This window comes from Devosia sp. A449 (assembly GCF_054489375.1).
Genome location: NZ_JBTMWU010000009.1, coordinates 1 through 24,065 on the forward strand (window position 1 = coordinate 1; position 24,065 = coordinate 24,065).

The 24,065-nt window shown below is 63.2% G+C and carries 21 protein-coding genes and 1 tRNA gene; 13 read left to right on the forward strand and 9 right to left on the reverse strand.

Annotation, left to right across the window (positions count from 1 at the left end):
• Positions 1–424: 424 nt before the first annotated feature.
• Positions 425–3,319: an excinuclease ABC subunit UvrA gene (gene uvrA / locus ACX3OW_RS19095; RefSeq protein WP_459097522.1), complete on the reverse strand. Its 2,895-nt coding sequence runs from the start codon at positions 3,317–3,319 to the stop codon at positions 425–427.
• A 399-nt stretch (positions 3,320–3,718) separates the two neighbouring features.
• Here uvrA and ACX3OW_RS19100 point away from each other — a divergent pair, with 399 nt between their 5' ends.
• On the forward strand, positions 3,719–4,066 hold the full coding sequence (locus ACX3OW_RS19100; protein WP_459097384.1) for a hypothetical protein: 348 nt from the start codon (positions 3,719–3,721) through the stop codon (positions 4,064–4,066).
• Between the two features lie 241 nt (positions 4,067–4,307).
• A complete protein-coding gene (gene ssb, locus ACX3OW_RS19105) occupies positions 4,308–4,823 on the forward strand; it encodes a single-stranded DNA-binding protein (RefSeq protein WP_459097385.1) in 516 nt (171 codons plus the stop codon).
• 122 nt (positions 4,824–4,945) lie between these two features.
• On the opposite strand, the gene ACX3OW_RS19110 is transcribed toward ssb, so the two are convergent.
• The 4 genes from ACX3OW_RS19110 to ACX3OW_RS19125 form a co-directional block, all read right to left on the reverse strand.
• A complete protein-coding gene (locus ACX3OW_RS19110) occupies positions 4,946–6,283 on the reverse strand; it encodes a diguanylate cyclase domain-containing protein (protein ID WP_459097386.1) in 1,338 nt (445 codons plus the stop codon).
• Between the two features lie 113 nt (positions 6,284–6,396).
• Positions 6,397–6,918: a hypothetical protein gene (locus ACX3OW_RS19115; protein ID WP_459097387.1), complete on the reverse strand. Its 522-nt coding sequence runs from the start codon at positions 6,916–6,918 to the stop codon at positions 6,397–6,399.
• A gap of 126 nt (positions 6,919–7,044) precedes the next feature.
• Positions 7,045–9,414, reverse strand: coding sequence for an efflux RND transporter permease subunit (locus tag ACX3OW_RS19120; RefSeq protein WP_459097388.1), 2,370 nt, complete (start codon positions 9,412–9,414; stop codon positions 7,045–7,047).
• Positions 9,415–9,557: 143 nt separating this feature from the next.
• Positions 9,558–9,842, reverse strand: coding sequence for a hypothetical protein (locus tag ACX3OW_RS19125; RefSeq protein ID WP_459097389.1), 285 nt, complete (start codon positions 9,840–9,842; stop codon positions 9,558–9,560).
• 198 nt (positions 9,843–10,040) lie between these two features.
• On the opposite strand from ACX3OW_RS19125, the gene gyrA reads away from it, so the two are divergent.
• From gyrA to queA, 8 genes are all read left to right on the forward strand, one after another.
• Entirely contained in the window at positions 10,041–12,839 is a 2,799-nt protein-coding gene (gyrA, locus tag ACX3OW_RS19130) for a DNA gyrase subunit A (protein ID WP_459097390.1), read from the forward strand.
• A gap of 120 nt (positions 12,840–12,959) precedes the next feature.
• Positions 12,960–13,577, forward strand: coding sequence for a LysE family translocator (locus ACX3OW_RS19135; protein WP_459097391.1), 618 nt, complete (start codon positions 12,960–12,962; stop codon positions 13,575–13,577).
• Positions 13,578–13,579: 2 nt separating this feature from the next.
• Entirely contained in the window at positions 13,580–14,803 is a 1,224-nt protein-coding gene (locus ACX3OW_RS19140; RefSeq protein ID WP_459097392.1) for an MFS transporter, read from the forward strand.
• A gap of 64 nt (positions 14,804–14,867) precedes the next feature.
• Positions 14,868–15,362 carry a pantetheine-phosphate adenylyltransferase gene (gene coaD, locus ACX3OW_RS19145; protein ID WP_459097393.1) on the forward strand — a complete coding sequence of 165 codons (495 nt, stop codon included), beginning with the start codon at positions 14,868–14,870 and terminating at the stop codon, positions 15,360–15,362.
• Positions 15,359–15,946, forward strand: a complete 588-nt coding sequence (locus tag ACX3OW_RS19150; protein WP_459097394.1) for a peptidylprolyl isomerase — start codon at positions 15,359–15,361, stop codon at positions 15,944–15,946. Before coaD ends, ACX3OW_RS19150 begins: the two co-directional genes overlap by 4 nt.
• Before the next feature lie 265 nt (positions 15,947–16,211).
• Positions 16,212–16,691, forward strand: a complete 480-nt coding sequence (locus ACX3OW_RS19155; protein WP_459097395.1) for a peptidylprolyl isomerase — start codon at positions 16,212–16,214, stop codon at positions 16,689–16,691.
• A gap of 60 nt (positions 16,692–16,751) precedes the next feature.
• Positions 16,752–17,201, forward strand: a complete 450-nt coding sequence (locus ACX3OW_RS19160; protein ID WP_459097396.1) for a DMT family transporter — start codon at positions 16,752–16,754, stop codon at positions 17,199–17,201.
• Positions 17,202–17,248: 47 nt separating this feature from the next.
• Positions 17,249–18,322, forward strand: coding sequence for a tRNA preQ1(34) S-adenosylmethionine ribosyltransferase-isomerase QueA (gene queA, locus ACX3OW_RS19165; protein ID WP_459097397.1), 1,074 nt, complete (start codon positions 17,249–17,251; stop codon positions 18,320–18,322).
• Positions 18,323–18,365: 43 nt separating this feature from the next.
• On the opposite strand, the gene ACX3OW_RS19170 is transcribed toward queA, so the two are convergent.
• Positions 18,366–18,812 carry a hypothetical protein gene (locus ACX3OW_RS19170; protein ID WP_459097398.1) on the reverse strand — a complete coding sequence of 149 codons (447 nt, stop codon included), beginning with the start codon at positions 18,810–18,812 and terminating at the stop codon, positions 18,366–18,368.
• 121 nt (positions 18,813–18,933) lie between these two features.
• Here ACX3OW_RS19170 and tgt point away from each other — a divergent pair, with 121 nt between their 5' ends.
• From tgt to map, 3 genes are read left to right on the forward strand one after another with little or no spacing between them, the layout of a single operon-like run.
• Positions 18,934–20,061 (forward strand): tRNA guanosine(34) transglycosylase Tgt, encoded by a 1,128-nt coding sequence (gene tgt, locus ACX3OW_RS19175; RefSeq protein ID WP_459097399.1) that lies wholly within the window; start codon positions 18,934–18,936, stop codon positions 20,059–20,061.
• A gap of 21 nt (positions 20,062–20,082) precedes the next feature.
• Positions 20,083–21,723 (forward strand): glucose-6-phosphate isomerase, encoded by a 1,641-nt coding sequence (pgi, locus tag ACX3OW_RS19180; protein ID WP_459097400.1) that lies wholly within the window; start codon positions 20,083–20,085, stop codon positions 21,721–21,723.
• Between the two features lie 3 nt (positions 21,724–21,726).
• The gene (gene map / locus ACX3OW_RS19185; RefSeq protein ID WP_459097401.1) at positions 21,727–22,482 is read left to right on the forward strand and encodes a type I methionyl aminopeptidase; all 756 of its coding nucleotides are present in this window, start codon (positions 21,727–21,729) and stop codon (positions 22,480–22,482) included.
• Positions 22,483–22,485: 3 nt separating this feature from the next.
• Here map and ACX3OW_RS19190 read toward each other — a convergent pair whose 3' ends face one another.
• From ACX3OW_RS19190 to ACX3OW_RS19200, 3 genes are all read right to left on the reverse strand, one after another.
• Complete coding sequence (locus ACX3OW_RS19190; protein ID WP_459097402.1) at positions 22,486–23,013, reverse strand: hypothetical protein; 528 nt, start codon at positions 23,011–23,013, stop codon at positions 22,486–22,488.
• A 27-nt stretch (positions 23,014–23,040) separates the two neighbouring features.
• Positions 23,041–23,115, reverse strand: a tRNA-Lys gene (locus tag ACX3OW_RS19195).
• Between the two features lie 77 nt (positions 23,116–23,192).
• Positions 23,193–23,975, reverse strand: coding sequence for a hypothetical protein (locus tag ACX3OW_RS19200; protein ID WP_459097403.1), 783 nt, complete (start codon positions 23,973–23,975; stop codon positions 23,193–23,195).
• Positions 23,976–24,065 lie beyond the last annotated feature (90 nt).

Genomic DNA, 24,065 nt, shown 5'->3' on the forward strand with positions numbered 1-24,065 from the left:
AAGTTTTCCAAAAACTGGATCGTCACCCTCGGGCTTGACCCGAGGGGATTGAACTTGCTGCGGCCGGGGAAGTGCAGAGCCCTCGGGTCAAGCCCGAGGGTGACGGCCGGGAAGGAGCACAGATGTCGCAGTCGACACCCTCCCCCCTGCGGGGAGGGATCAAGGGTGGGGGGGGGGTGGCCACGCTCATCGGGGCTCTCGCACCCCTCCCGGCTCGACGACGGAGTTAGCAAGGGCTAACTCCTATCTCGCTCTCCCTCCCCGCAAGGGGGAGGGTGAAGCCGGTGGGTGGGCAAAATCTTGCCCCAGCCACGGTGCTCATCGCCAGATCACGCCGGCTGAACCATCTCAGGATGGGTCCCGGCTCAAGGCCGGGATGACATCGAGGCTGTGGGGGGCGCGTTGCGGGCGCCGCAAATGGGGCTTATTCCGCCGCCTTGGTGGCGAAATGCGGGCGGCGGGCCATGACTTCCTTGAGGAAGTGGCCGGTATAGGAGCGGGCGTTGGCGGCCACGTCTTCGGGGGTGCCGATGGCCACGATCTCGCCGCCGCCATCACCGCCCTCGGGGCCGAGGTCGATGACCCAGTCGGCGGTTTTGATGACTTCGAGATTGTGCTCGATGACGATCACTGTATTGCCGCCATCGACCAGCTCATGCAGCACATCGAGCAGCTTGGCCACGTCGTGGAAATGCAGGCCCGTGGTCGGCTCGTCCAGCATATAGAGCGTGCGGCCGGTGGCGCGCTTGGATAGCTCCTTGGAGAGCTTGACGCGCTGCGCCTCGCCGCCCGACAGTGTATTGGCCGGCTGGCCGATTTTGACATAGCCCAGACCCACCCGTTGCAGGGTAGAGAATTTGTCACGGATGACGGGGACGGCCGAGAAGAAGTCGACACCCTCATCAATGGTCATGTCGAGAATGTCGGAAATCGACTTACCCTTGAACTGGACCTCCAGCGTCTCCCGATTGTAGCGCTTGCCCTTGCAGACATCGCAGGTGACGTACACGTCGGGCAGGAAGTGCATTTCGATCTTGAGCACGCCATCGCCCTGGCACTTCTCGCATCGGCCGCCCTTGACGTTGAAGCTGAAGCGGCCGGGGCCATAGCCACGGGTCTTGGCTTCCGGCAGGCCAGCAAACCATTCGCGCAGCGGGGTGAAAGCTCCGGTATAGGTGGCCGGATTGGACCGCGGGGTGCGGCCGATCGGCGACTGGTCGATATCGATGACCTTGTCGAGGAATTCGAGGCCGGTGAGGCTTTCATGCGGGGCCGGAACCACGCGCGCGCCATTCAAACGTCGAGCAATGGCCTGATACATGGTGTCGATCATCAGCGTCGACTTGCCGCCGCCGGAAACGCCGGTGATGGCGACGAACAGGCCGAGCGGAATATCCACCGAGACATTCTTGAGGTTGTTGCCGGTGGCGCCCTTGACGCTGAGCTGCTTGCCCGGCCGGGCTTCGCGGCGCTCGGCCGGCATGGGGATGCCCATGCGGCCGGAGAGATATTTGCCGGTCAGGGAATCGGGATGATTGAGAATGTCCTGCGGCGTGCCTTCGGCGACGATATGGCCGCCATGGACGCCGGCGCCGGGGCCGATATCGACCACATAATCGGCGGTCATGATGGCGTCTTCGTCATGCTCGACGACGATGACGGTATTGCCGATGTCGCGCAGCCGCTGCAGGGTTTCGAGCAGGCGGGCGTTGTCGCGCTGATGCAAGCCGATGGAGGGCTCGTCGAGCACATAGAGCACGCCGGTGAGGCCTGAGCCGATCTGGCTGGCCAGCCGGATGCGCTGGCTTTCGCCGCCCGACAGCGTGCCCGAATTGCGCGCCATGGTCAGATAATCGAGGCCGACATCGATGAGGAAATTCAGCCGCTCGCGGATTTCCTTGAGGATACGCTCGCCGATCAACTGCTGATTGGGGGTGAAGGCCTCGGGCAGCGCAGCGAACCACTCGACGGCATTGCGAATGGATTTCTCGGTGACCTGGCCGATATGCAGGCCGTTGATTTTGACTGCCAGCGTCTCCGGCTTCAGCCGATAGCCGCCGCAGGCAAAGCAGGGCTTGGCCGACATGTATTTTTCGATTTCTTCGCGCATACCGGCGCTTTCGGTTTCCTTGTAGCGACGCTCAAGGTTGCCGATGACGCCTTCGAAGGCCTTGGTGGTCTTGTATTGGCGCAACCCGTCATCATAGACGAAATCGACCTTGTCCTTGCCGGTGCCATAGAGCACGGCATGCTGGACCTCGAAGGGCAGCTCGTTCCAGGCGGTGCCGGTCGAGGCGCCATACATCTTCACCACGGCCTGCAGGGTCTGCAGATAATAGGGCGCACTGGTCTTGGACCAGGGCAGGATGGCGCCGTCCTTGATCGACAGGGTCGGGTCCGGCACGATCTGGTCGGGATCGATCTTCTGTTCCGTGCCGAGGCCATCGCAGGCCGGGCAGGCGCCGAAGGGATTGTTGAACGAAAACAGACGCGGCTCGATTTCGGCAATGGTGAAGCCGGACACCGGGCAGGCGAATTTTTCCGAGAAGGTGGTCTGCTTGAGCGTACCGTCCTCGGTCTTCTCATCGGCGAATTCGATCAGCGCGATGCCATCGGCCAGCTTCAGCGTCGTCTCAAAGCTCTCGGACAGGCGGCCGGAAATGTCGGGGCCGACGACGACGCGGTCGACCACCACTTCGATGTCGTGCTTGAACTTCTTGTCGAGGGCAGGGGCGTCCTCGATCTCGTGATATTCGCCATCGATCTTGACGCGCTGGAAGCCCTTGCGCATCAGATCGGCCAGTTCCTTCTTGTATTCGCCCTTGCGACCACGGGCGATCGGCGCGAGCAGGAACAGGCGGGTGCCCTCGGGCAGCTCCAGCACCTTGTCGACCATCTGGCTGACGGTCTGGCTTTCGATGGGCAGGCCGGTGGCCGGCGAATAGGGCACGCCGACGCGGGCAAACAGCAGGCGCAGATAGTCGTATATCTCGGTGACCGTGCCAACGGTAGAGCGCGGGTTACGCGACGTGGTCTTCTGCTCGATGGAAATTGCGGGCGACAGGCCCTCGATATGTTCCACATCGGGCTTCTGCATCATTTCGAGGAACTGGCGGGCATAGGCCGACAGCGACTCGACATAACGCCGCTGGCCTTCGGCATAGATGGTGTCGAATGCCAGGGAGGATTTTCCGGACCCCGACAGGCCCGTCATCACGATGAGGCTGTCACGCGGCAGCCGGAGGTCGATGCCCTTGAGATTGTGCTCGCGGGCGCCGCGGACGACGATCTCTCGGTTCTGGCTGGGCTTTAGCGTCATCATTTCAGTCCATGGCTCGGTGCGCCGAGATAGCGGCACGGCGGCAGAAGGCTTGGGGTCGGGAAGACCAGACAGATAGGCGCGGCCTGCTCCTGCTGCAAGCGGCTCGCGCGCATGGCCGTCCGGCGGTCCGCTCACCTTAGCGTGTCCCCCAAGCTTGCCAAAGCGTCATTCGCGACAAGAACATAAACAGAACGAACAGGATTCGGTCAAGGGAGAACATGCTGGCCCCCAAAGTGGTTGCGCCCCGATGTCGGCCAAGCCTGCTGACAGGATGTGTCAGCAGCGCCGCGCTGCCGCAGAAATGCCGCAATCGGTTCCCGCAGGCCGGTTTCGCTGTGCTACCATTCCAGTCTGGCCGACAATCCTGCGGCCTGTCCCGACACTGATCGGATTTTCATGAACATTCCCGCATGGACGAAACCCGCGCTGTACGGCGCGGCGACTGGCGCCGTTGCCCTGGCCATCATCGGCTTTACCTGGGGCGGCTGGGTGACCGGCGGTAGCGCCCAGGAGGCAGCAGCGAAGTTGTCGGCCAGCAATCTGGCGACGGCGCTGACGCCGTATTGCGTGGAGCGTTCGAAGTCCGATCCGCAGGCTGGCGTCGTGCTGGCCGAATTCACCGCGGCATCGGCCTTCTCGCGCCGCGGCATCATCGAAAAGTCAGGCTGGGCGACTCCGCTCGGAGCCGAGGCACCCAACAAGGTTCTGGCCGAGGCCTGTGCGCTGGCGCTGACGCCAGCCTGATCTGTCGCCGGTCCCGCCCTGATGGGGAGGGGCCGGCTTGACAGGTCAGTTTGAATTGGAACATAAAGGGAACGAACAGTGTTGTTTAAAACAATCGGTTCCCGCGCGCTTTCCGCTGTCGGAAGCGGTAAAGTCGCGGCCGCACATCTGCTGGACCGCCGTTGAGGCGGCAGGGCTGTGCAACCGGTAAGTAAGCGTCCCAGGCCACGACAGGGCGGGACTGAATAAAAAGGAATTCGCCATGGCAGGCAGCGTGAACAAGGTCATTCTGGTCGGCAATCTCGGCGCCGATCCCGAAGTGCGTAACCTTCCCAGCGGCGGCAAGGTGGTCAATCTGAGCGTTGCCACTTCGGAGTCCTGGAAGGACAAGAATACCGGCGAGCGCCGCGAAAAGACCGAGTGGCACCGCGTGGTGATCTTCTCGGAAGGGCTGGCGCGCGTGGCGGAAAGCTATCTGCGCAAGGGCAGCAAGGTCTATCTCGAAGGCCAGTTGCAGACCCGCAAGTGGCAGGACCAGTCCGGCGCCGACAAATATTCCACCGAAGTGGTGCTGCAGGGCTTCAACTCGAACCTGACGCTGCTCGATGGTCGCGGCGAAGGCGAAGGCGCCGGCGCGCCGCGCGGCAATGAGGGTGGCTATGGCAATGAAGGCGGCGGTTTCCGCGGCGTTCAGGGTGGTGGCGGCGGTGCCCGTCGGCCCCAAGCCAACGCCCCGGCCTTCGAGCCCGGCGGCATGGATGACGACATCCCGTTCTAGGAACGGCAGCAAAGGGGGGCAGCGGCTCCCCTTTTTTGTATGTGGGCAATGACGGTGGGAGGGGGCGGGCCGGCAGCCAGTCAGTCAGTCAGGCAGTCAGGCAGGCAGCCTACCAGCATCGGTCAGGTGGCGAACACGCAAAACGTGTTGCGACCGGCGGCCTTGGCCGCATAAAGCGCGGTGTCGGCCTGGCGGAACAGGTCCTCCGGCGCGCCGCCGCGATATGACGCGACGCCGACCGAGGCGCTGAGCGTGAGGGTCTGGCCCAACCGGGTGAGCGGGCGGCCCATGGTGCCGACAATGCTCGCGGCCTGCGCTTTGACCGCGTCGGGCGCGATGTCGGGGCCGAGCAGCGCGGCAAATTCGTCGCCGCCGATCCGCGCCACCAGATCGGCGCCGACGCAGCTTTCGCTCAGCCGCAGCGCCGCCTCCTTGAGGCATTCGTCGCCCACGGCATGGCCGTAGGTGTCGTTGACCTGCTTGAAGCCGTCGAGGTCGACCAGCAGCAGGGTGCCGACGGTGTGATACCCGGCGTCGAGCTGGATCAGCCGGGCCTGGAACAGGCTGCGATTGGCGAGGCCGGTCATAACGTCGAATTCGGCCAGATAGCGCGTGCGGTCGGCCATCAGCTTTTCGTCGGTGATGTCCTGCTTCATGCCGAAAATGCGTTTGGCCACGCCATCCTGGCTATCCACCGCACCGGTCAGCCGCATCCAGCGATGCTTGCCGGTGGTGGTGATGATTTCCACGTCGAGCCCGAAATCCGTGCAGGTCCGGATCGCCTCGGCGCGCGCCGCTTCCATCTTCAGGCGGGAGGCATCGGTATAGAGGGTGAGCGTCTGCTCCCTGGTAATGGGCGCACCGTGCGGGACCTCGAAAATGTCATAGACGCTGTCGGTCCAGGCGATGGCATTGTCGGCCAGATCGCATTGCCAGACCCCGATCCGCGCCGTGGCCGAGGCCCGGTCGAATAGCTGGCGCCGCAACTGGTCCTCGGCCTCCAGCGCGGCGATACGCCCGGCCTGGGATTGGATGGTGCGGTTTTGTCGGCTGATGGTGGCGCGGGCAAAAATATCCTGCGCCAGCGCCACGATGCGCTCGGCCATCTGGCGACTGCGCGGGCGCGCGTCGAACAGGCTGAGCAGCAGCGGCGGGCGATCAGAGGCGGCGGGCAGCTGCAGGCCGGCATAAAAGCGGGCGCCGACAATGGCGGTATCGGCCATGACCAAGGGGTATTCCGCCGCCAGCGCACGCGCCTCCAGCCCGGCCAGATTCTGCGTGATATTACCCACCGACGCGATGGTCATCACATTGTCAGCGGCAAGGCTGGTCAACCGCGCGCTGCCCACGCCAAGCAGCTTGGCAAGACGGCGCAGGCGGCCGTCAAAGGCATGGTCGTGTGGGAAGTCACCGGCGAAGGCCGGTTCTGCAGAGGGGGCGGTGGCAGCAAGGCTACGCAATTGGGCGATCCTACGAACTACCGAACGCTAGCGTGTCGTGGTTAAGATTTCTTCAGTGCCAAGGCCATGGATTTAAAAAGAAATTGGGCGACCGGCGGGTCGCCCGACCGGGGTCAGCGGGAGAACGGCACTTCGGCGCGCAGGCTATCGCCATTTTCGACATAGACCACCTCAAAGGTCACCTTAATGGCGTCGGCATTGAGGGTGATCTGGGCGCTGATATTGAGCGGCTTGCCGGTTTCGTCCTTCTCGCGCTCGCGCAGGTTGAAGATGAGGCTGCTACCGCGCTTCTGGCCCACGGCCACGCCGGTAAAGGTGGCGTTGGAGCTCATCGCCGCTTCAAAGCGCTTATTGGCTTCGACATAGACCATGGTGCCGGCTACCGACAATTGCGTGCCGGCCAGGGTGCAGCGACCATTATAGTTCACCTTGTCCTGATTGCCCTGCGTCAGGGACATGCGGCAGACCACGGTTTCGGTATTGGCGCCGATCAGCACGCCGCGCCCGCGCCAGTCCCCGATATAGGACTTCAGCAGGGCAGCATCAGCGGGGCCGGCCAGGGCAGGGACGCTGCCAGCAGAAGCCAGCAGACCAGCGAGGGCGACAGCGCGCCACAGGGGTCTGAAATAGGTCATTTAAGCAAAGCCTCCAGTGAAATCGCGCCCCCCGGCAATTCGACACCGAGGCCCGGACCAAACCGTCGCAGAATCAGCGTCACCAGCATTTTGGCGGGCGCTCGATGAGCCCGCAAGCGGCAGTATTCAGGGCGCGCCTTCCGTGCCACCTTCGCCGGTGACGGTGTCCCCCATCGGGTCGTCGGGCGTCGGCTCGTGGTCGGCGGTGCGCACGCGGATCTTGCCCAGCGGGTGAAAGAATTTGCCGCCGGCGGCCAGCAGCGCCGGCAGGATGAACAGGTCGCCCACGAGGGCGAAGGCAAGCGTCGAAACGAACAGCGTGCCGAACAGCGCCACCTGCGGCAGCTCGGAGAAGGTGACAATCACCACGCCCGAACACAGGATGATCGTGGTGGCGACGATGGCACCGCCGATGCGATCCAGCGTGTGCTTGACCGCTTCGAGATGCGGCCGGCCTTCCTCGCGCCGCGCATGCAGATAATGCGACAGGAAATGCACCGTATCGTCGACGGCGATGCCGAAGGCGATGGTCAGGGCAATGACCGTGGTCAGCTGCAACCCCTGACCGGTGAAATATAGCCAGGCAATGGTGCCCAGCACCGGGAACAGATTGGGGATGGCCGAGGCCAGCGCCACCCGGGAGGATTGGAAGGCAAAGCCGATCAGCCCGATATTGACGATGACCGACAGCGTCAGATCCAGTTGCAACCCGGTGACGATATTATCCGTGGCGAAGGTGGTGAGGATGCGGAAGCCGCCGATTTCGGCGCCGGTGACGCCGGCAGCGTCCATCTCCGCATTCACATCGGCGACCAACTGCTTGAGATCGTCGGAATCGATGATGGTCGGCATGAAGCCGGTGACCAGCGCCTGGCTGCCATCATCGGTAACGAAGCGCTTACGCATGAAGGGGCCAACAGCGTCGAACACGTCCTCGCGGGTAAAGCCGTTATCGGTGTAGTTGGTCAGCGCGGCGGCCGAAATGACCTTGTTCTCGCCGAGATGGGCTTCGAGAATATCGTGCACGATGCGGATGGTGTCGAAGTCGCGCGGCGTTACATTGGGGTCATGATCCTGCAGCGGCACGCGGATATAGAGCGGCGCCACGCCACCGACGCCCTCATCGATCTCGGCAGCGGCGGTCAGCGCGCTGGAATCGGTGGCGACGAAATCCTCGAAGGAGAAATGCGGCTTGATCAGCGCGTAGGGGATCAGCAGCACCAGCGTGACCACGATGGCGGCGATGGATAGCGGGCGGCCGAACCGGCTGGCCAGGAACCAGCTCAGCGGCAGCGGCGCGGTCAGCACCAGACTGCTGCGCTTGGGGGCCTTGAAGCCCATGCGGATCGCCGCCTTGAGCATCAGCGGCATGAAGGTCATCAGGCAGACAAACAGCAGGAAGGTGCCGATGGCACCGGCGAAGGAGAATTCGCGAATGCCCTGGCCCGGGGTCAGCGCCAGCGAGGCAAAGCTGATCAGCGTGGTGAGCATGGTCAGCCCGGCGGCCGGGCCGACCAACTTAACCGTGGCATCAACCGCCTTGTTGGGCTCCATGCCGTCGCGCCAATAGGCGAGCCAGTTGAAGATGAAGAACATCGACTCGGCAAAACTGATCACCAGGACCAGCGTGGTGACGATGATGGTGAGAAAGGAGAACGAGCCGAAGAACAGCAGGATCATGCCCATCGACCACATCACCGACAGGAACGGCGTGGCCGCCACCAGCAAGGCGGCGGGCAGCGAGCGCAGCGCCAACAGGGCGATCAGCGCGCCGAGGCCAAAGCCCCAGACGGTGAATTTGACCTGGTCGTCCACCGCGGCATTGAGCATTTCCGAGGTCCAGATTGGCGGACCGGTCAGCTCGATGGTGATGTTTTCGTCCTGATAGGGGGCCACGGTGGCGCGCAGGCTGGCGATCATCGCCCTGGTGCCGTCGCCCTTGGTCATGGATTGGTCGGGGAAGACGATCAGCACCACCCCGTCCAGATCGGGGGTGATGAGGTTGCGCATCATCGGATCGTTCTGCTGCAAATCGCCCAGCGCCCGGGCGACTTCGGCAAAATCGTCCATGCCCTCGGGCACGGCCGGAACCGAACCGCCCCTGCCATCAGGCTTGCGCAGGGAGAAGGGCGACATGGTGCCCACGGCGAATTCATTGAGCTCGAGGTCGAAGGCCAGTTCGCGCACGCGTTCCAGCGTTTCCGGCTCGGTCAGGCGCGGCGTGCTGACCAGCACATAGATGTCGTTTTCGAAGGTACCGAAGGTTTCCGACAGCTGCGCATAGGCGTCGTATTCGGCCCCGGAATGGGCATAGACGCGCAGCAGATCGCCATCGACATTGGCGCGCGGAATCTGGGTGAAGCAGAGGATGGAAAAAGCCAGTACCGCCAGCGCCACGGCGCGGGGATAGCGCAGGGTGGTCAGGCCGATATATTCGAGGCCGAAGCCGATGGAGCGATCATAGGCGAAGCGCGCCCACAGACGTTTGAAAAACAAACCCACTGACACCGGCACCCGACTCCGCCCTGACGCGACGATTTGGCGCAATTGGTACGGCTTTGTCGTGAAGGCGTCCAGCGGGGCGGACAGGGGGCGAATAATTGCCTGTGGGCAGTGTGTTCAGCCGCCGAGCGGTATTGTTATGCCGGTGGGCGGGGCGGGCGGACGCGCTGCTCGGCAGGCCGGCGACGCCGCTCTTCGGCCTTGCAGGTCCGGATGATGCCACGCGTGCGCCGCACCACGCCGACGCCGATGCCATCAAGCTTCAGCAGGGCCGGGCCTTCCATCTCGTCAATCTCGCCCAGCGTCTTCAGCCCAGCCATTTGCAGCCGCTTGCCAACCCCATCGAGGGAGCGCAGGTCGATCACTGCAATATTCTGCCATTTCAGGACGCCGCGAAGCCATGCTCGATAGGTATCTGCCATGATTGCTTCATAGCCTAGGCCGCGCGCCGAGAATAGCGTCGATCCAGCGACGGCTGTCGGACGCGGCCAAAGCGAAGGCCGGTATCTGCCCGGTAAATGGTGTGGGTGGCCTCTCCACAGGCTTGCCAAGGGGAAATTAGCAATTTCGCCCGGAATCGCCTAGATTAATCCCAGTTCGAACAACCAAGAATCACCCCAGTGACCGATACGCCTCAGAACGGAACCGGCGCACCGCCGCCCTCCGACATTTCGCTGATTTCCATCACCGACGAGATGCGCAAGTCGTATCTCGATTATGCGATGAGCGTGATCGTCAGTCGCGCGCTGCCTGACGTGCGTGATGGCCTCAAGCCGGTACACCGGCGCATCCTGTTCTCGATGAGCGAGAACGGCTACGAATACAACAAGCCGTATCGCAAGTCGGCCCGTGTGGTCGGCGACGTGATCGGCAAGTATCACCCGCATGGCGATAGCGCGGTCTATATGGCCTTGGTGCGCATGGCGCAGGACTTCTCCATGGGCGAGCTGCTCGTGGAAGGTCAGGGTAACTTTGGTTCGGTCGACGGCGATATGCCGGCTGCCATGCGTTACACCGAAGTGCGCATGCAGAAGATCACCAATGCCATGCTCGATGACCTCGACAAGGACACGGTGGATTTCCGCCCCAACTATGACGGCTCGGAACACGAGCCCGTCGTGATGCCGGCGCGCTTCCCCAATATGCTGGTCAATGGCGGCAGCGGCATCGCTGTGGGCATGGCCACCAATATCCCGACCCATAATCTGGGCGAAACCATCGACGCGGCGCTGCTGATGCTCGACAATCCCTCGGTGCTCACCGAGGAATTGCTCCAGGTGTTGCCGGGTCCCGATTTCCCTACCGGCGGCATTATCCTTGGCCGTGCCGGCATCCGCTCTGCCTATGAAACCGGACGCGGCTCGGTGATGGTACGCGGTCGCGTCTCCATCGAGGAAGTCCGCAAGGAACGCGAAGCGATCATCATCACCGAATTGCCCTACCAGGTGAACAAGGCGACGCTGGTCGAAAAGATTGCCGAGCTGGTGCGCGAAAAGCGTATCGAAGGCATTGCCGATATGCGCGATGAATCCTCGCGCGAAGGCATGCGCGTCTATATCGAGATCAAGCGCGATGCGCTGGCCGATGTGGTGCTCAACCAGCTCTATCGCTTTACCCAGCTGCAATCCTCGTTCGGCTGCAACTTCGTTGCGCTGAATGGCGGCAAGCCGCAGCTGATGAATCTGCGCGAAATCCTGCAGGCTTTCATCGACTTCCGTCACGACGTGGTGACGCGTCGCGCCCGGTTCCTGCTCAACAAGGCCCGTGACCGCGCCCATATCCTGGTTGGTCTGGCCGTGGCCGTCGCCAATATCGACGAGGTCATCGCCCTGATCCGGACCGCGCCCGATCCGGCGACGGCGCGCGAGCAGCTGATGACCCGCCACTGGCCGGCCCAGGACGTGGCGCCGCTGATCGCGCTGATCGATGATCCGCGCCACCGTATCAACGAGGACGGCACCTTCAATCTCAGCGAGGAACAGGCCCGCGCCATCCTCGAACTGCGTCTGGCCCGTTTGACGGCGCTGGGTCGTGATGAAATTGGCGACGAACTCAATGGGCTGGGCGTGGAAATCGCCGACTATCTGGACATCCTGCGCAGCCGTGAGCGGGTGGTCGAAATCATCCGCAGCGAGCTGACCGAGATCAAGGCCCAGTTCGCTACCCCGCGTCGCACCGAGATTTCCGACGTGGTCGGCGATTTCGATGACGAGGATCTGATTGCCCGCGAGGACATGGTGGTGACCGTGTCGCATGAGGGCTACATCAAGCGCGTGCCGCTCTCGACCTATCGCTCGCAGAACCGCGGCGGCAAGGGCCGCTCGGGCATGGCGACGCGCGACGAGGATTTCGTCACCCGCCTCTTCGTGGCCAATACCCATACGCCGGTGCTGTTCTTCACCGACCGGGGCATTGCCTACAAGCTCAAGGTGTGGCGCCTGCCGCTGGCCGCGCCGAATGCGCGCGGCAAGGCACTGATCAATATCCTGCCGCTGGAGCAGGGCGAACGGCTGACCACCATCATGCCGTTGCCCGAGGACGAAAGCAGCTGGGCCAATCTCGACATCATGTTCGCCACCACGCGCGGCACGGTGCGCCGTAACTCGCTGGCCGACTTCGTCGAAGTGCGCCAGAACGGCAAGATCGCCATGAAGCTGGATGAGGGCGACCAGATCGTCGGCGTCGAGACGGCATCGATCAATAATGACGTGCTGCTGACCACCGCCATGGGCCAGGCCATCCGCTTCCGCATGGACGATGTGCGCCTGTTCAAGGGCCGTGACTCGATGGGCGTGCGCGGCATTCAGCTGGCCAAGGACGACGTGGTCATCTCGATGGCCGTGATCAACCACTCCGACGCTTCGGCCGAAGAGCGGGCCGCTTACCTCAAGATGAGCCGCGCGGTGCGGGGCGAGGGCGAGGCCGAAGAGAATAGTTCGGACGAGGCCGATGTGGTGGCTGGCGATTTGCCGCAGGAGCGCTATGCCCAGCTGGGCGCCACCGAGCAGTTCATCCTGACCATCTCCGAAAACGGCTATGGCAAGCGCACCTCGAGCCACGAATACCGGATCACCGGGCGCGGCGGTAAGGGTATCGTCGCCATGGCGGTCAACAAGCGCAACGGCAATCTGGTGTCGAGCTTCCCGGTGGAAGACGAAGACCAGATCATGCTGATCACCGATGGCGGGCAGACCATTCGCCTGCCGGTGGGCGGCGACAAGCCGATCCGCATGGTGTCGCGCGGTAGCCAGGGCGTCATCGTCTTCGATACCGCCGAGGGCGAGAAGGTGATGTCGGTCGAGCATATCAGCGAGCCGGAAGCCGAGGAGGAGCCGGACGCGCCGGAGACCGGCGGCGAGGGCACGCCGCCCGATGCACCGGACGCTCCCGAAGCGCCTGAGGCGCCGACTGAGGAATAAGAAAAAGGGGCGCTTCGGCGCCCCTTGGTTTTTTGGGGCGGGCCGGCGATCGGCTCTTGCCAAGCGCGGGGCGTGGTGGCCTGTTATCGCACCATCTCCTGCTGCAATGAGCCCCGCGCCATGATCGATCCGGCCATCATCCTGCCCTATGCGCTCGCCTGCCTGCTGTTCTCGATTATTCCCGGTCCCTCCGTTTCGGTGGTGATCGCTAATGCGCTGGCCGGCGGCACAAGGGCAGGGCTGTTCACCATTCTGGGCACCGAACTCAGCATGCTTAGCATGGTGCTCACCGTCGCGGTGGGGCTGGAGGCGGTGATGAATCTGGTGTCCGGCGCCTTCGAGATCATCAAGCTGGCCGGCGCGGCCTATCTGATCTGGATCGGCTGGAAGATGCTCCGCTCCGATGGGCACCTGGCGCTGACCGACGGCGCGCGGCTGCCGATCAGGCGCTATATCTGGCAGGGTGCACTAATCAACTGGTCCAATCCCAAAACCCTGCTGTTTCTCAGCGCTTTCCTGCCGCAGTTTGTCGATCTGTCGCGCCCGGCTTTTGGCCAGATCATGGTGCTGGGCCTGATCGTCATGGCGGTCGCCACCGCCAGCGACTGCGCCTATGCCATTGCCGCCGGCCGGGCTCGGCATCTGCTCACGGCGGCCCGGGTCCGCCTCGTCAATCGCGTGTCCGGCGTCATCCTGATGGCCGGCGGACTGTGGCTGGCGCTGCAGCAGCGGGCCTGAGATTGGCGCAAAAACCAGCCGGATACCGCGCCTTATTGGCCTTGCCGGTGCCGCGCCGGCTGGCACTGGCCTCGATCCCCGCCGATTTTGCCGACTGGCTGGACTATGCCGCTATCATCGCGCTGCTGGTGTTTGCCTGGGGTGAGGGGCCATGGGTGCTGGCGCTGTTCGCCTTCTGCCTGACCTTGCCCTATGTGCTGGTCGGTCCCTTGTTGGCGGTGGTGGTCGATCGCACGCCTTTGCCGCGCATTCTGGTGCTGAGCAATCTGGGCCGTGGGATGGCGACGCTGGCGCTGATGTTTGCCGGTCATACCGCCATCGTGCTGGCACTGGTGTTTGTGCGGGCCTGCATCGATTCTGCTTTTACCCCCGCAAGGCAGGCGGCCATCCAGGCCTCGACGCCACCAGAACTGTTCGGCGCCGCCAATGGCCTGCATCAGGCCATCAACCAGACCTCAAAAATCGCCGGCCCCGCACTGGGCGGATTGCTGCTGGCGGTGATGCCGGCGCAGTCGGTGTTCGGCTTCAATGCGGTGCTGTCGCTGCTGGCCGCGGTGCTGGTTTTGGGCTTGAATCTGCCGATGAAGCCGCCGCGCCAAGCTGCTGATTTTCGTACGGAATTACTGGCCGGCGCTGCCGAGTTTGGGCGCAGCCGCCTGTTGCTGGCGGCGCTGGTGTTTTCGTCGGTCGCCTATTTTTCCTTCTTTCTCTATGACGCGCTGATTGCCCTGCTGACCGAGGATTTCGGGCTAGGCGCGACGGCCTTCGGCATTGGCATTGCCGCCTCGGGCGGCGGCGGGTTGATCGGCGCGCTGGTCGCCGGCCGCGTGGCCGCACGCCATCCATTGCCCACCATGATTTGCGCAGCCCTGTTTTCTGGCCTGGTGACCACCGGCCTCGCGCTGGTTGCGCTGCAGGGCTATGATTTGCCGATACTGCCCTATTTCATCGTGCTGGGGCTGATGGGCGGCTCTACGGCTTTCATGCTGGTGCCCTATCGCACGATCGTGCAGGCAGCGACTCCGCCTGAGCGCATCGCCCGGGTGTTTGCCGCCGGTGAGGCGGTGATCACAGCCGTCATGCTATCGGCACCCTTCATTGGCAGCTTCATCGCCGCCACCTACGGCACCGCCGCCGCTTTTCTGGCCGGCGGCGGGCTGCTGGTGCTGCTCGGGCTCGTCAGTGCGGTCATGAGCAGTGTCGGTGCGCGACGAAAATCGGGGTGAGCCCCGCCTTGCCAGCACTGTCGGCCCATGACAAAACCCTAATAACAACAAAGGGGAGGCCGTGATGAGCAGACTGGTTGGGTTCTATCCCGGCTCATTTGACCCGCTGACCAACGGGCATCTCGACGTCATCGAGCGGGCTTGCAAGCTGGTCGATACGCTGGTGGTCGCCGTCGGCATCAATCCAGGCAAGAAGACGCCGCTATTTGCCCATGAGGACCGATTGGCGATTCTGGAGCAGGCACTGGCCCCGGTGGGCAAGCGCACCGACACAGAATTCAAGATTGTCGATTTCAGCGGCTTGATGGTCAATGCCGCGCGCGAGCACGGCGCCAAGCTGATCATTCGCGGGTTGCGTGACACCACCGACTATAATTATGAAATGCAAATGGTGGGCATGAACGCGCAGATGGCGCCGGACCTGCAGACCGTTTTCCTCCCCTCCAGCCCCCCGGTTCGGCATATCTCGGCCACATTAGTGCGCCAAATCGCTGAGATGGGCGGCGATATTTCCGCCTTCGTCCCGCAAATTGTTCTCAAGGCCCTGCAAACCAAATGACCGATATTACCCGCCGCCTGTTCAGCGCCCTCGTCATCGGCGCCGTGGCGCTGTCCGCTGCCCCCAGCTTCGCCCAGTCCGGTACGCCGCATCTGATGCTCACGCTTGAGGGCGGTGCTGTCGATATCGAGCTGCTGCCGGCGATTGCGCCCAAGCATGTCGAGCGCATCATCGCGCTGGCCGAGCAGGGCGCCTATGACGGCGTGGTGTTCCACCGCGTCATCGAAGGCTTCATGGCCCAGACCGGCGACGTGGAGTTCGGCAAGAGCGGTGCCGAAGGCTTCGACCTGGCCCGCGCCGGCATGGGCGGTTCCGACCAGCCGGACGTGGTCGCCGAATTCAACGCCGAGAGCTTTGTCCGCGGCGCGGTCGGCGCGGCCCGCTCGCAGGACCCCAACTCGTTCAACTCCCAGTTCTTCATCGTCACCGCCGATTCCACCTTCCTCGACGGTCAGTACACCGTGTTCGGCAAGGTGCTGTCGGGCATGGACGTGGTCGACGCGCTGGAAAAGGGCCCGCAATCGGCCAATGGCGCCGTGGCCAATCCGGACAAGATCGTCACCGCCAAGATCGAATATAAGTAAGTCGTTTCGGGCCGGCTAAGGTCGGCTCGTCGCCTGGTGTTTGCTGCCCCACCCCCTCCTAACCTCCCCCATCATGGGGGAGGTATCAGATCGAGTTCGGGGGCATGATCCAGTCGCAAAATCAGAACGGCACCTCCCCCTTGATGGGGGAGGCCGGGAGGGGGGCTGACAGGCACCCTGTCAAAGCCTGCAGCTCCCAAGTCTTGCACCCGTCGCCTAATGGCCTTACATCCGGGCCACGATTTCCCAACCGAAAGTTGAACCCATGGCTGATTACGCCGATCCGGAAAACACCCTCGTCATCGAAACCACCAAGGGCAATGTGGTCATCGCCATGCGCCCCGACCTGGCCCCCAACCACGTCGCTCACATCAAGAAGCTGGCGCGCGAAGGCTTTTATGATGGCGTCGTGTTCCATCGCGTGATCGACGGCTTCATGGCCCAGACCGGTTGCCCCGATGGTCGCGGCACCGGCGGTTCGAAGTATCCGGACCTCAAACAGGAATTCAACGCCGAGCCGCATGTCCGTGGCACGGCCTCGATGGCCCGCGCCCAGAACCCGGACTCGGCCAACTCGCAGTTCTTCATCTGCTTTGGCGACGCGCCCTTCCTCAACAAGCAGTACACCGTTTGGGGCAAGGTCATCGAAGGCATGGAACATGTCGACGAGATCAAGCGCGGCGAGCCGGTGATCAACCCGGACAAGATGATTTCGGTCAAAGTTGCAGCCGATATTGCTGCCTAAGGCACTGCCGATCGGGGCGCTCACTCAGGTGGGCGCCCCGATGGCTTTCCACGGATGAAAATGGACGTAGTTCTCTGGACGTTGATCGGCGTCATCGCCGGCGCCTGCATTGCCACGCAGGCTCCGATCAATGTGCAATTGGGCAAGGCCCTCGGCATGCCTTTCGCGGCCGCCGCCATGTCGTTTTTGGCCGGGGCCATTGCCCTGTGGGGCATCAGCTTCGCGCTGTCGGCCATCAATGGCACCCCGATCCAGTTTGCGGCACCGGCGCCGTGGCTGTTTGTCACCGGCGGTCTGCTGGGCGCTTTTTTTGTTACCTCCACCATTGTGCTGACGCCGATGATCGGCACCGCTGCGGTGATGGCGCTGGCCATTACCGGGCAATTGCTGGCGGGGCTGACGCTCGACAAGATCGGCTTTCTCGGCACGGCGGTGCGTGAAATCTCCATGGGGCGGGTGGCCGGCGCCGTGCTGTTGATCATCGGCGCGCTGATGATCCGCCTGCTGTGATGCGCAAACGGATTTCTCCAATTGGCGGGCTGTGCTAGGCACGAGCCATGCTTGTATCCGATTTCGACTTCGACCTGCCCGAACAGCTCATTGCCCTGCATCCGGCCGAGCCGCGTGATTCCGCGCGGCTGCTGCTGGTCGATCCGGTCAATGGGTTGGCCGATCACCATATTCCCGACCTGCTCTGGTTGCTGAAAGACGGCGACGTGCTGGTGGTCAATGACACCCGCGTCTTGCCCGCCGAGCTGCGCGGCACGCGGATTCGCGGCGAGAACCGCGCCAATGTGTCGTTCAACCTGCATAAGCGGGTGGATGCCCACACCTGGCGCGCCTTTGCTCGTCCGGCCAAGAAACTGGCGCTGCTCGACCGGCTTGAACTCGGTAACGGTCAATCGGATGCGCTGACCGCCTATGTGGCGGGGAAGGGCGAAACCGGCGAGGTGACGCTGGAATTCGACCTCGGCGGCGCGCAGCTCGACGAGGCCATCAAATCACACGGCGCCATGCCGCTGCCGCCCTATATCGGGGCCAAGCGCGGTGTGGAAGAGCGCGATCTGGTGGACTACCAGACCGTCTATGCCGCTGAGGACGGCGCGGTGGCGGCACCGACGGCGGGGCTGCATTTCACCGAAAGCCTGCTGCAGCAATTGACCGACAAGGGCGTGACCATTGAGCGGGTGACGCTGCATGTCGGGGCAGGGACGTTTCTGCCGATGAAGGTGGACAACACCGAAGACCATGTGATGCACGCCGAATGGGGCGAGATCGATCCGGAAACGGTCGACCGCATTCTCGCCAAACGCGCGACGGGTGGGCGTGTGGTTGCGGTGGGCACGACCAGCCTGCGGCTGCTGGAAACCGCGTCGCGGGCCACCGGCACGTTGCAGGCGTTCTCCGGCGACACTGATATTTTCATCACGCCCGGTTTTCGCTTCGCCACCGTCGATGCGCTGATGACCAATTTCCACCTGCCCAAATCGACGCTGTTCATGCTGGTCAGCGCCTTTGCCGGCATGGCGGTCATGAAAGAGGCCTATGCCTACGCGATACGCGAAGGTTACCGATTCTATTCCTATGGGGATTCGTCGCTGCTGCTGCGGGCGGGCCATCCGGAGGACTGATAGGCGACCCTCGGGCCAGGCCCGAGGGGAAGCTATGAGCGCCTTAGCCGGCGGCGTTTTCGCCGATCAACTGGCCGGTGAAGGAGCAGGAGGCGCCGTGATACTGCATGCAGCCGTCACGCTCCTCAAGCACCAGAATACCGTCCTCAAAGTGGATGCCGATTTCGCACACGCGGGCATTGATCGGGTTGTCGGCCAGCTCGGGATCATAGTCCTCGTTTTCGACGAATAGATTGCCGCCCTTCTTGGACATGATCATTTCGCCGCTAATGCCACCGGCACAGCCGCCCATATCGCCGATCGGCACGACGGTTTCCAAGTCCACAGCGTAGATATCACCCTCGATATGGGTGAATTCGGCGGACAGCTCACCTTCGCCGGACCCGACATATTTCCCGTCACGTTCACCCAATGGCCCGGCACTCTCTTGCGCCATAGTCGGCAGGGCGGTTGCGGCCAGCAGCGGCAGCAGAAAAAGCAATTTACGCATCAACAATAGGTCCCTTGGCAAATCAGCACATCAACACCGTTGATTTTGTCAGCAAACATGGCCGAATTCGGTCGCGCCGGGCAGTTGTCCGGGGGCGATTGAGCGGTTACAACCCGGCATCATGAAACAAGTCACCTTCACCCTATCCGCCACCGACGGCATGGCGCGGCGCGGCCGCATCGACACGCCGCGCGGCGATATCCAGACGCCGGCCTTCATGCCGGTTGGCACTGTCGGCACCGTCAAGGCGATGTATCCCGACCAGGTGCGCGAGACCGGCGCCGACATCGTCCTGGGCAACACCTATCATCTGATGCTGCGCCCCGGCGCCGAACGGGTCGACCGGCTGGGTGGCCTGCATAATTTCATGGATTGGCAGCGCCCGATTCTCACCGATAGCGGCGGCTTTCAGGTCATGTCGCTGACCCAATTGCGCAAGCTGACGGAAAAGGGTGTGACCTTCCGCTCCCATATCGACGGGTCGAGCCATGAGCTGACGCCGGAGCGCTCCATCGAGATCCAGACGCTGCTCGACAGTGACATCATCATGCAGCTCGACGAGTGCATCGCCTTGCCGGCGGAGCGCAAGGAGATGGAACGGGCGATGGAGCTGTCGCTGCGCTGGGCCGACCGCTCCAAGACCGCCTTCAACAACCAGCTCAATCGGGCGCTGTTCGGCATCGTGCAGGGCGGCGACGACGCCGATTTGCGCGCCCGCTCGGCGCAGGGACTGAAATCCATCGGCTTTGACGGCTATGCCGTGGGCGGGCTGGCGGTGGGCGAGCCGCAGGAAGTGATGTTCCGGGTGCTCGACAACATCACCCCTGAGCTGCCGACTGACCGGCCGCGCTATCTGATGGGTGTGGGCAAGCCAGACGACATTCTGGGCGCCATCGGGCGCGGCATCGACATGTTCGACTGCGTGCATCCGACGCGCGCTGGCCGGCATGGCCATGTTTACACCCGCTTCGGCGTCATCAATCTGAAAAATGCCCGGCATAAGGAAGATCATCGTCCGATCGACGAGGCGTCGCCCAACCTCAATTGCCGCCGCTGGAGCCGGGCCTATCTGCACCATCTCGTTAAGACAGAAGAGATTTTGGGCGCGATGATCCTTTCCCAGATCAACCTGGCCTATTATCAAGAGCTGGTGCAGGGCTGCCGCGGTGCGATCGAAGGCGGCCGGTTCAACGATTTTGCGGCAGAGACGCGCGCGGCATGGGCCGCTGGCGACCTGCCGGTCATCTGACTTTAGAAAAGGTTTTTCGACATGGCAAAAGCTGGACGCAAGGCGAGTTTCGCCACCCTCGGTAAGCACCGCAAGCGCCTCGAAGAGCAACCGATGCGCATCCAGTTTGCCGTCGATCCCAACCGCTTCAAACGCTACTCGGTGAGCGGCGCTGGCATTCTGCTCGACTATTCCAAGAACCGCATCGATGAAGACGCCATGGCTGCGCTGTTCGATCTGGCCCGCGCGGCCGGCGTCGAGGAACGCCGTGACCAGATGTGCGAAGGCGAACACATCAACATCACCGAAGACCGCGCCGTGATGCACATGGCGCTGCGCTATCAGGGCGACAAGCCGGTGCCGGTCGACGGCAAGGACGTGATGCCCGACGTGCGCGCCGTGCTGGCGGCCATGGAGACCTATACCGACGCCATCCGCAACGGCGAGATTCGCGGCCACGGCGGGGCGCAGTTCACCGATGTCGTCAATATCGGCATTGGCGGCTCGGACCTTGGCCCGGCCATGGTGACGCTGGCGCTGGAGCCCTATACCCGCGCCGATCTGCGCGTGCATTACGTCTCCAATGTCGATGGCGCCCATATCCACGACACGCTGAAGCGTCTCGACCCCAAATCGACGCTGGTCATCGTAGCGTCGAAGACCTTCACCACCGACGAGACCATGACCAACGCGGCGTCGGCCCGCGACTGGATCGCCGATACGCTGGGCGAAGAGGCGGTGCCGAACCATTTCGCCGCGTTGTCGACCAACATCCCGGCCTGCGCCAAGTTCGGCATCCGTGAAGACCGCATTTTCGGCTTCTGGGACTGGGTTGGTGGCCGCTATTCGGTGTGGTCGGCGATCGGCCTGCCGATTGCGCTGGCCGTCGGCTATGACAATTTCGCCAAGTTCCTGGCCGGTGCCGACGCCATGGACCGCCATTTCCTCTCGGCCCCGCTGGAAGACAACCTGCCGGTGATCATGGCCCTGCTGGGCGTGTGGTATCGAAACGTCTGGGGTTTCTCGACCCATGCCGTGCTGCCCTATGACCAGCGCCTGAGCCGCTTTGCCGCTTATCTGCAGCAGCAGGACATGGAATCGAACGGCAAATCGGTGACTTTGGCCGGCAAGCCGGTCGGCTGGTCCACCGGTCCCATCGTCTGGGGCGAGCCGGGCACCAATGGCCAGCACGCCTTCTATCAGCTGATCCATCAGGGCACGGACGTCATTCCGGCCGATTTTCTGATCGCCGCAAGGCCACATGAGAGCCTGCCGCCGCATCACGACAAGCTGGTCGCCAACGTGCTGGCCCAGTCCGAAGCGCTGATGCTGGGCAAGAGCCCGGAAGAGGTTGTCGAAGAGCTCAAGGCGCAGGGCCTGGGCAAGGCCGAGATCAAGGCACTGACCCCGCATAAGGTGTTCCCCGGCAATCGTCCGTCCAACACGCTGTTCTATGAGCAGCTCACCCCCGAGACGCTCGGGTCGCTGGTGGCGCTGTATGAGCACAAGGTGTTCACCCAGGGCGTGATCTGGAACGTCAATTCCTATGACCAGTGGGGCGTTGAGCTGGGCAAGCAGCTGGCCAAGGCGCTGCTGCCCAAGGTTGAGGGCAAGGAGAGCGGCGAGGGGCATGACAGCTCTACCCAGGGCCTGCTGGCCTATTACCTCGCCAATAAGGGGTAACAGGTGACCATCACCACCGAAGAAGAGCTGGAACGGCTCAAGGAAATCGGCCGTATCTGTGCCCTCACGCGTGACGCGATGGCAGAGGCAATGCAGCCGGGCATGACCACGGCCGAACTCGATGAGATCGGCCGTAAGCTGCTGGAGCAGCATGGCGCCCGCTCGGCGCCGGTGCTGACCTATAATTTCCCCGGCGCCACCTGCATTTCAGTGAATGAAGAGATCGCCCATGGCATCCCGGGCGACCGGGTGCTCAACGCCGGCGATCTGGTCAATATTGACGTGTCGGCGGCAAAGGACGGCGTGTTCGCCGACACCGGCGCGTCCTATGTGCTGCCGCCGAGTACCGACAGGCTGGATGCGCTGTGCCGCGATGGCAAGAAGGCGATGTGGGCGGGGATTCGCGCGGTCAAGGCTGGCGCGCCGCTGGCCGATATCGGCAACGCCATCGGCAAATTCGCCAAGAAGGGCGGCTATACGCTGATCCGCAACCTCGCCAGCCATGGCGTCGGCGATAGCCTCCATGACGAGCCCAGCGAGATTTCGACCTGGCCGGATCGCTCGGAACGCCGTCGCATGAATAACGGGCTGGTGTTCACCATCGAGCCCTTCCTGTCGCTGGGCGGCAATCTGGCGGATCAGAAGTCGCCGGATGACGAATGGACGCTGGTGAGTCGTCCGCCGGCGCTGTGCGTGCAGTATGAGCATACGGTGGTCGCGACCACCCGCGGGGCCATTGTGGTGACGCTGGCGGCTTAAGGGCTAAAGCCAGACCAGCAGCAGCGGGCCGATAAGCACCATGGCGATGGCGACGACGAAGCGCAGATGGCCCAGCCGGCGCAGATTGTAGACGCTGAGTACCGATGACAGCACCAGGAACGCGGCGAGCGCGATAAACACTGGCGTCAGCGGCGCCAGTGAGAGCGCGGCGTTTTCCGTCAGCTGCAGATAGATCATGTGCCCGCCGACAAAGCCGAGCAGGGCGGTGATGACCACGGTGACGGCCTTGGAGGCAATCAGCAGGGCCATATCGATGGTATGGCTGGTGATCAGCAGTGCCAGGCCGGCGGCGGTGACATGGGCGGCGGCCAGCGCCGAAAACAGGCGATTGTCAGCAAGCAGCGGCACCATTTCGGGCGGCGCATTCAGCGGAAGCGAGCCCACCATTGGCAGGTTGGCGCCATACTGGGCCAGCAGGTAGATGACATAGAGCATCACCAGCGTGCCGGCGGCAAAGACCAGGAGGGTCGTCGTCAAAACCTTGAGCAGATCGATAATATCGTGTGACACTGCCGCAGCCCGTTCAGAAATGAGGAATGGTATGCCGGGAGGGGTTCGAACCCTCGACCATTCGATTAAAAGTCGAATGCTCTACCACTGAGCTACCGGCACACACCATGTCTGACGCTGCTGGCGTCGCGGCGGAACATAGCTACGCTTCGTCGCCTGTCAACCGCAATCGCGCGACTTTACTGGGCTAACGGCATGCCAATGAACGGCGTGGGCAGGCAGGCGACGGAAATTTGTTCAAGCCGGGTGCAGAGTGCCGTGGCCTCGGAGAGCTGCGGGATCGGCCCGACAACGATGCGTTTGCCGCCGCCATCGGGCGCATCAGCCAGCAGTGGTGCCAGCCCGAACAGCAGGGGACCCAGCTTCATATTCAGGTCGCGCCAGGCCTCGGGCGCTTGTTCCAATCCGGTCGCAGTGCCCAGGGCGACCCCATAGGCCGCTGCATTGGGCACAGCAGCGAGCTGGACCAGCGGCGCGGGCAGGGGCTGGCTGCCGGGGGCGGCCGGCTGCGCTGCGGCCATTGGCTGCTGGCGGATCACCACCGAGCCGCCATCGGTCTGATAGACCACAGCCGGATCATTGCCGATCGCGGCCGTCAGGTTGCTGCGGTCGATCTGGGTGCCATCGGGCAAAGCCTCGAGCAGCAGCGGCAGGCTGACCTCAAGCGCGCCGACGCGGCGGGTGACTTCATTGCTTTGCTGCTCCTTGAGCGCAAAGCGCGCCGTCAGCACGCTATTGTCACGCTTGAGCCGCACGGTTTCCTCGCGCAATTCGGCCACCTGCAGCCGCAACTGCTCGAGCGAGGCGCCTTCGAGGCGGGTCTTGTGCAGTCCCGCCAATACCATCTGGGGGACGAGGGCCGAAATATTAGCACCCATCACGGCAATACCACCCAGCACCAGCGCAATTATGCCCCAGGTGGTGACATCCGATTGCCGGAATTGCTCCGATGCTTTAGCCAAAGCGCTACCCCAGAGGTGCAATCGAATCATATACTGCACCGAACCTAATCATGCGGCTGACGTTATGGGTTCGCCAACGGCTGCATGCCA

Bases quoted from the DNA above. Each gene is read 5' to 3' on its own strand.
- ACX3OW_RS19160 (WP_459097396.1), top strand. From the start codon at position 16,752: ATGGACGTAGTTCTCTGGACGTTGATCGGCGTCATCGCCGGCGCCTGC.
- tgt (WP_459097399.1), top strand. From the start codon at position 18,934: ATGAAACAAGTCACCTTCACCCTATCCGCCACCGACGGCATGGCGCGG.
- ACX3OW_RS19125 (WP_459097389.1), bottom strand. From the start codon at position 9,842: ATGGCAGATACCTATCGAGCATGGCTTCGCGGCGTCCTGAAATGGCAG.
- coaD (WP_459097393.1), top strand. From the start codon at position 14,868: ATGAGCAGACTGGTTGGGTTCTATCCCGGCTCATTTGACCCGCTGACC.
- ssb (WP_459097385.1), top strand. From the start codon at position 4,308: ATGGCAGGCAGCGTGAACAAGGTCATTCTGGTCGGCAATCTCGGCGCC.
- ACX3OW_RS19115 (WP_459097387.1), bottom strand. From the start codon at position 6,918: ATGACCTATTTCAGACCCCTGTGGCGCGCTGTCGCCCTCGCTGGTCTG.
- ACX3OW_RS19135 (WP_459097391.1), top strand. From the start codon at position 12,960: ATGATCGATCCGGCCATCATCCTGCCCTATGCGCTCGCCTGCCTGCTG.
- ACX3OW_RS19170 (WP_459097398.1), bottom strand. From the start codon at position 18,812: ATGCGTAAATTGCTTTTTCTGCTGCCGCTGCTGGCCGCAACCGCCCTG.
- queA (WP_459097397.1), top strand. From the start codon at position 17,249: ATGCTTGTATCCGATTTCGACTTCGACCTGCCCGAACAGCTCATTGCC.
- ACX3OW_RS19155 (WP_459097395.1), top strand. From the start codon at position 16,212: ATGGCTGATTACGCCGATCCGGAAAACACCCTCGTCATCGAAACCACC.
- ACX3OW_RS19150 (WP_459097394.1), top strand. From the start codon at position 15,359: ATGACCGATATTACCCGCCGCCTGTTCAGCGCCCTCGTCATCGGCGCC.
- uvrA (WP_459097522.1), bottom strand. From the start codon at position 3,319: ATGACGCTAAAGCCCAGCCAGAACCGAGAGATCGTCGTCCGCGGCGCC.
- pgi (WP_459097400.1), top strand. From the start codon at position 20,083: ATGGCAAAAGCTGGACGCAAGGCGAGTTTCGCCACCCTCGGTAAGCAC.
- ACX3OW_RS19100 (WP_459097384.1), top strand. From the start codon at position 3,719: ATGAACATTCCCGCATGGACGAAACCCGCGCTGTACGGCGCGGCGACT.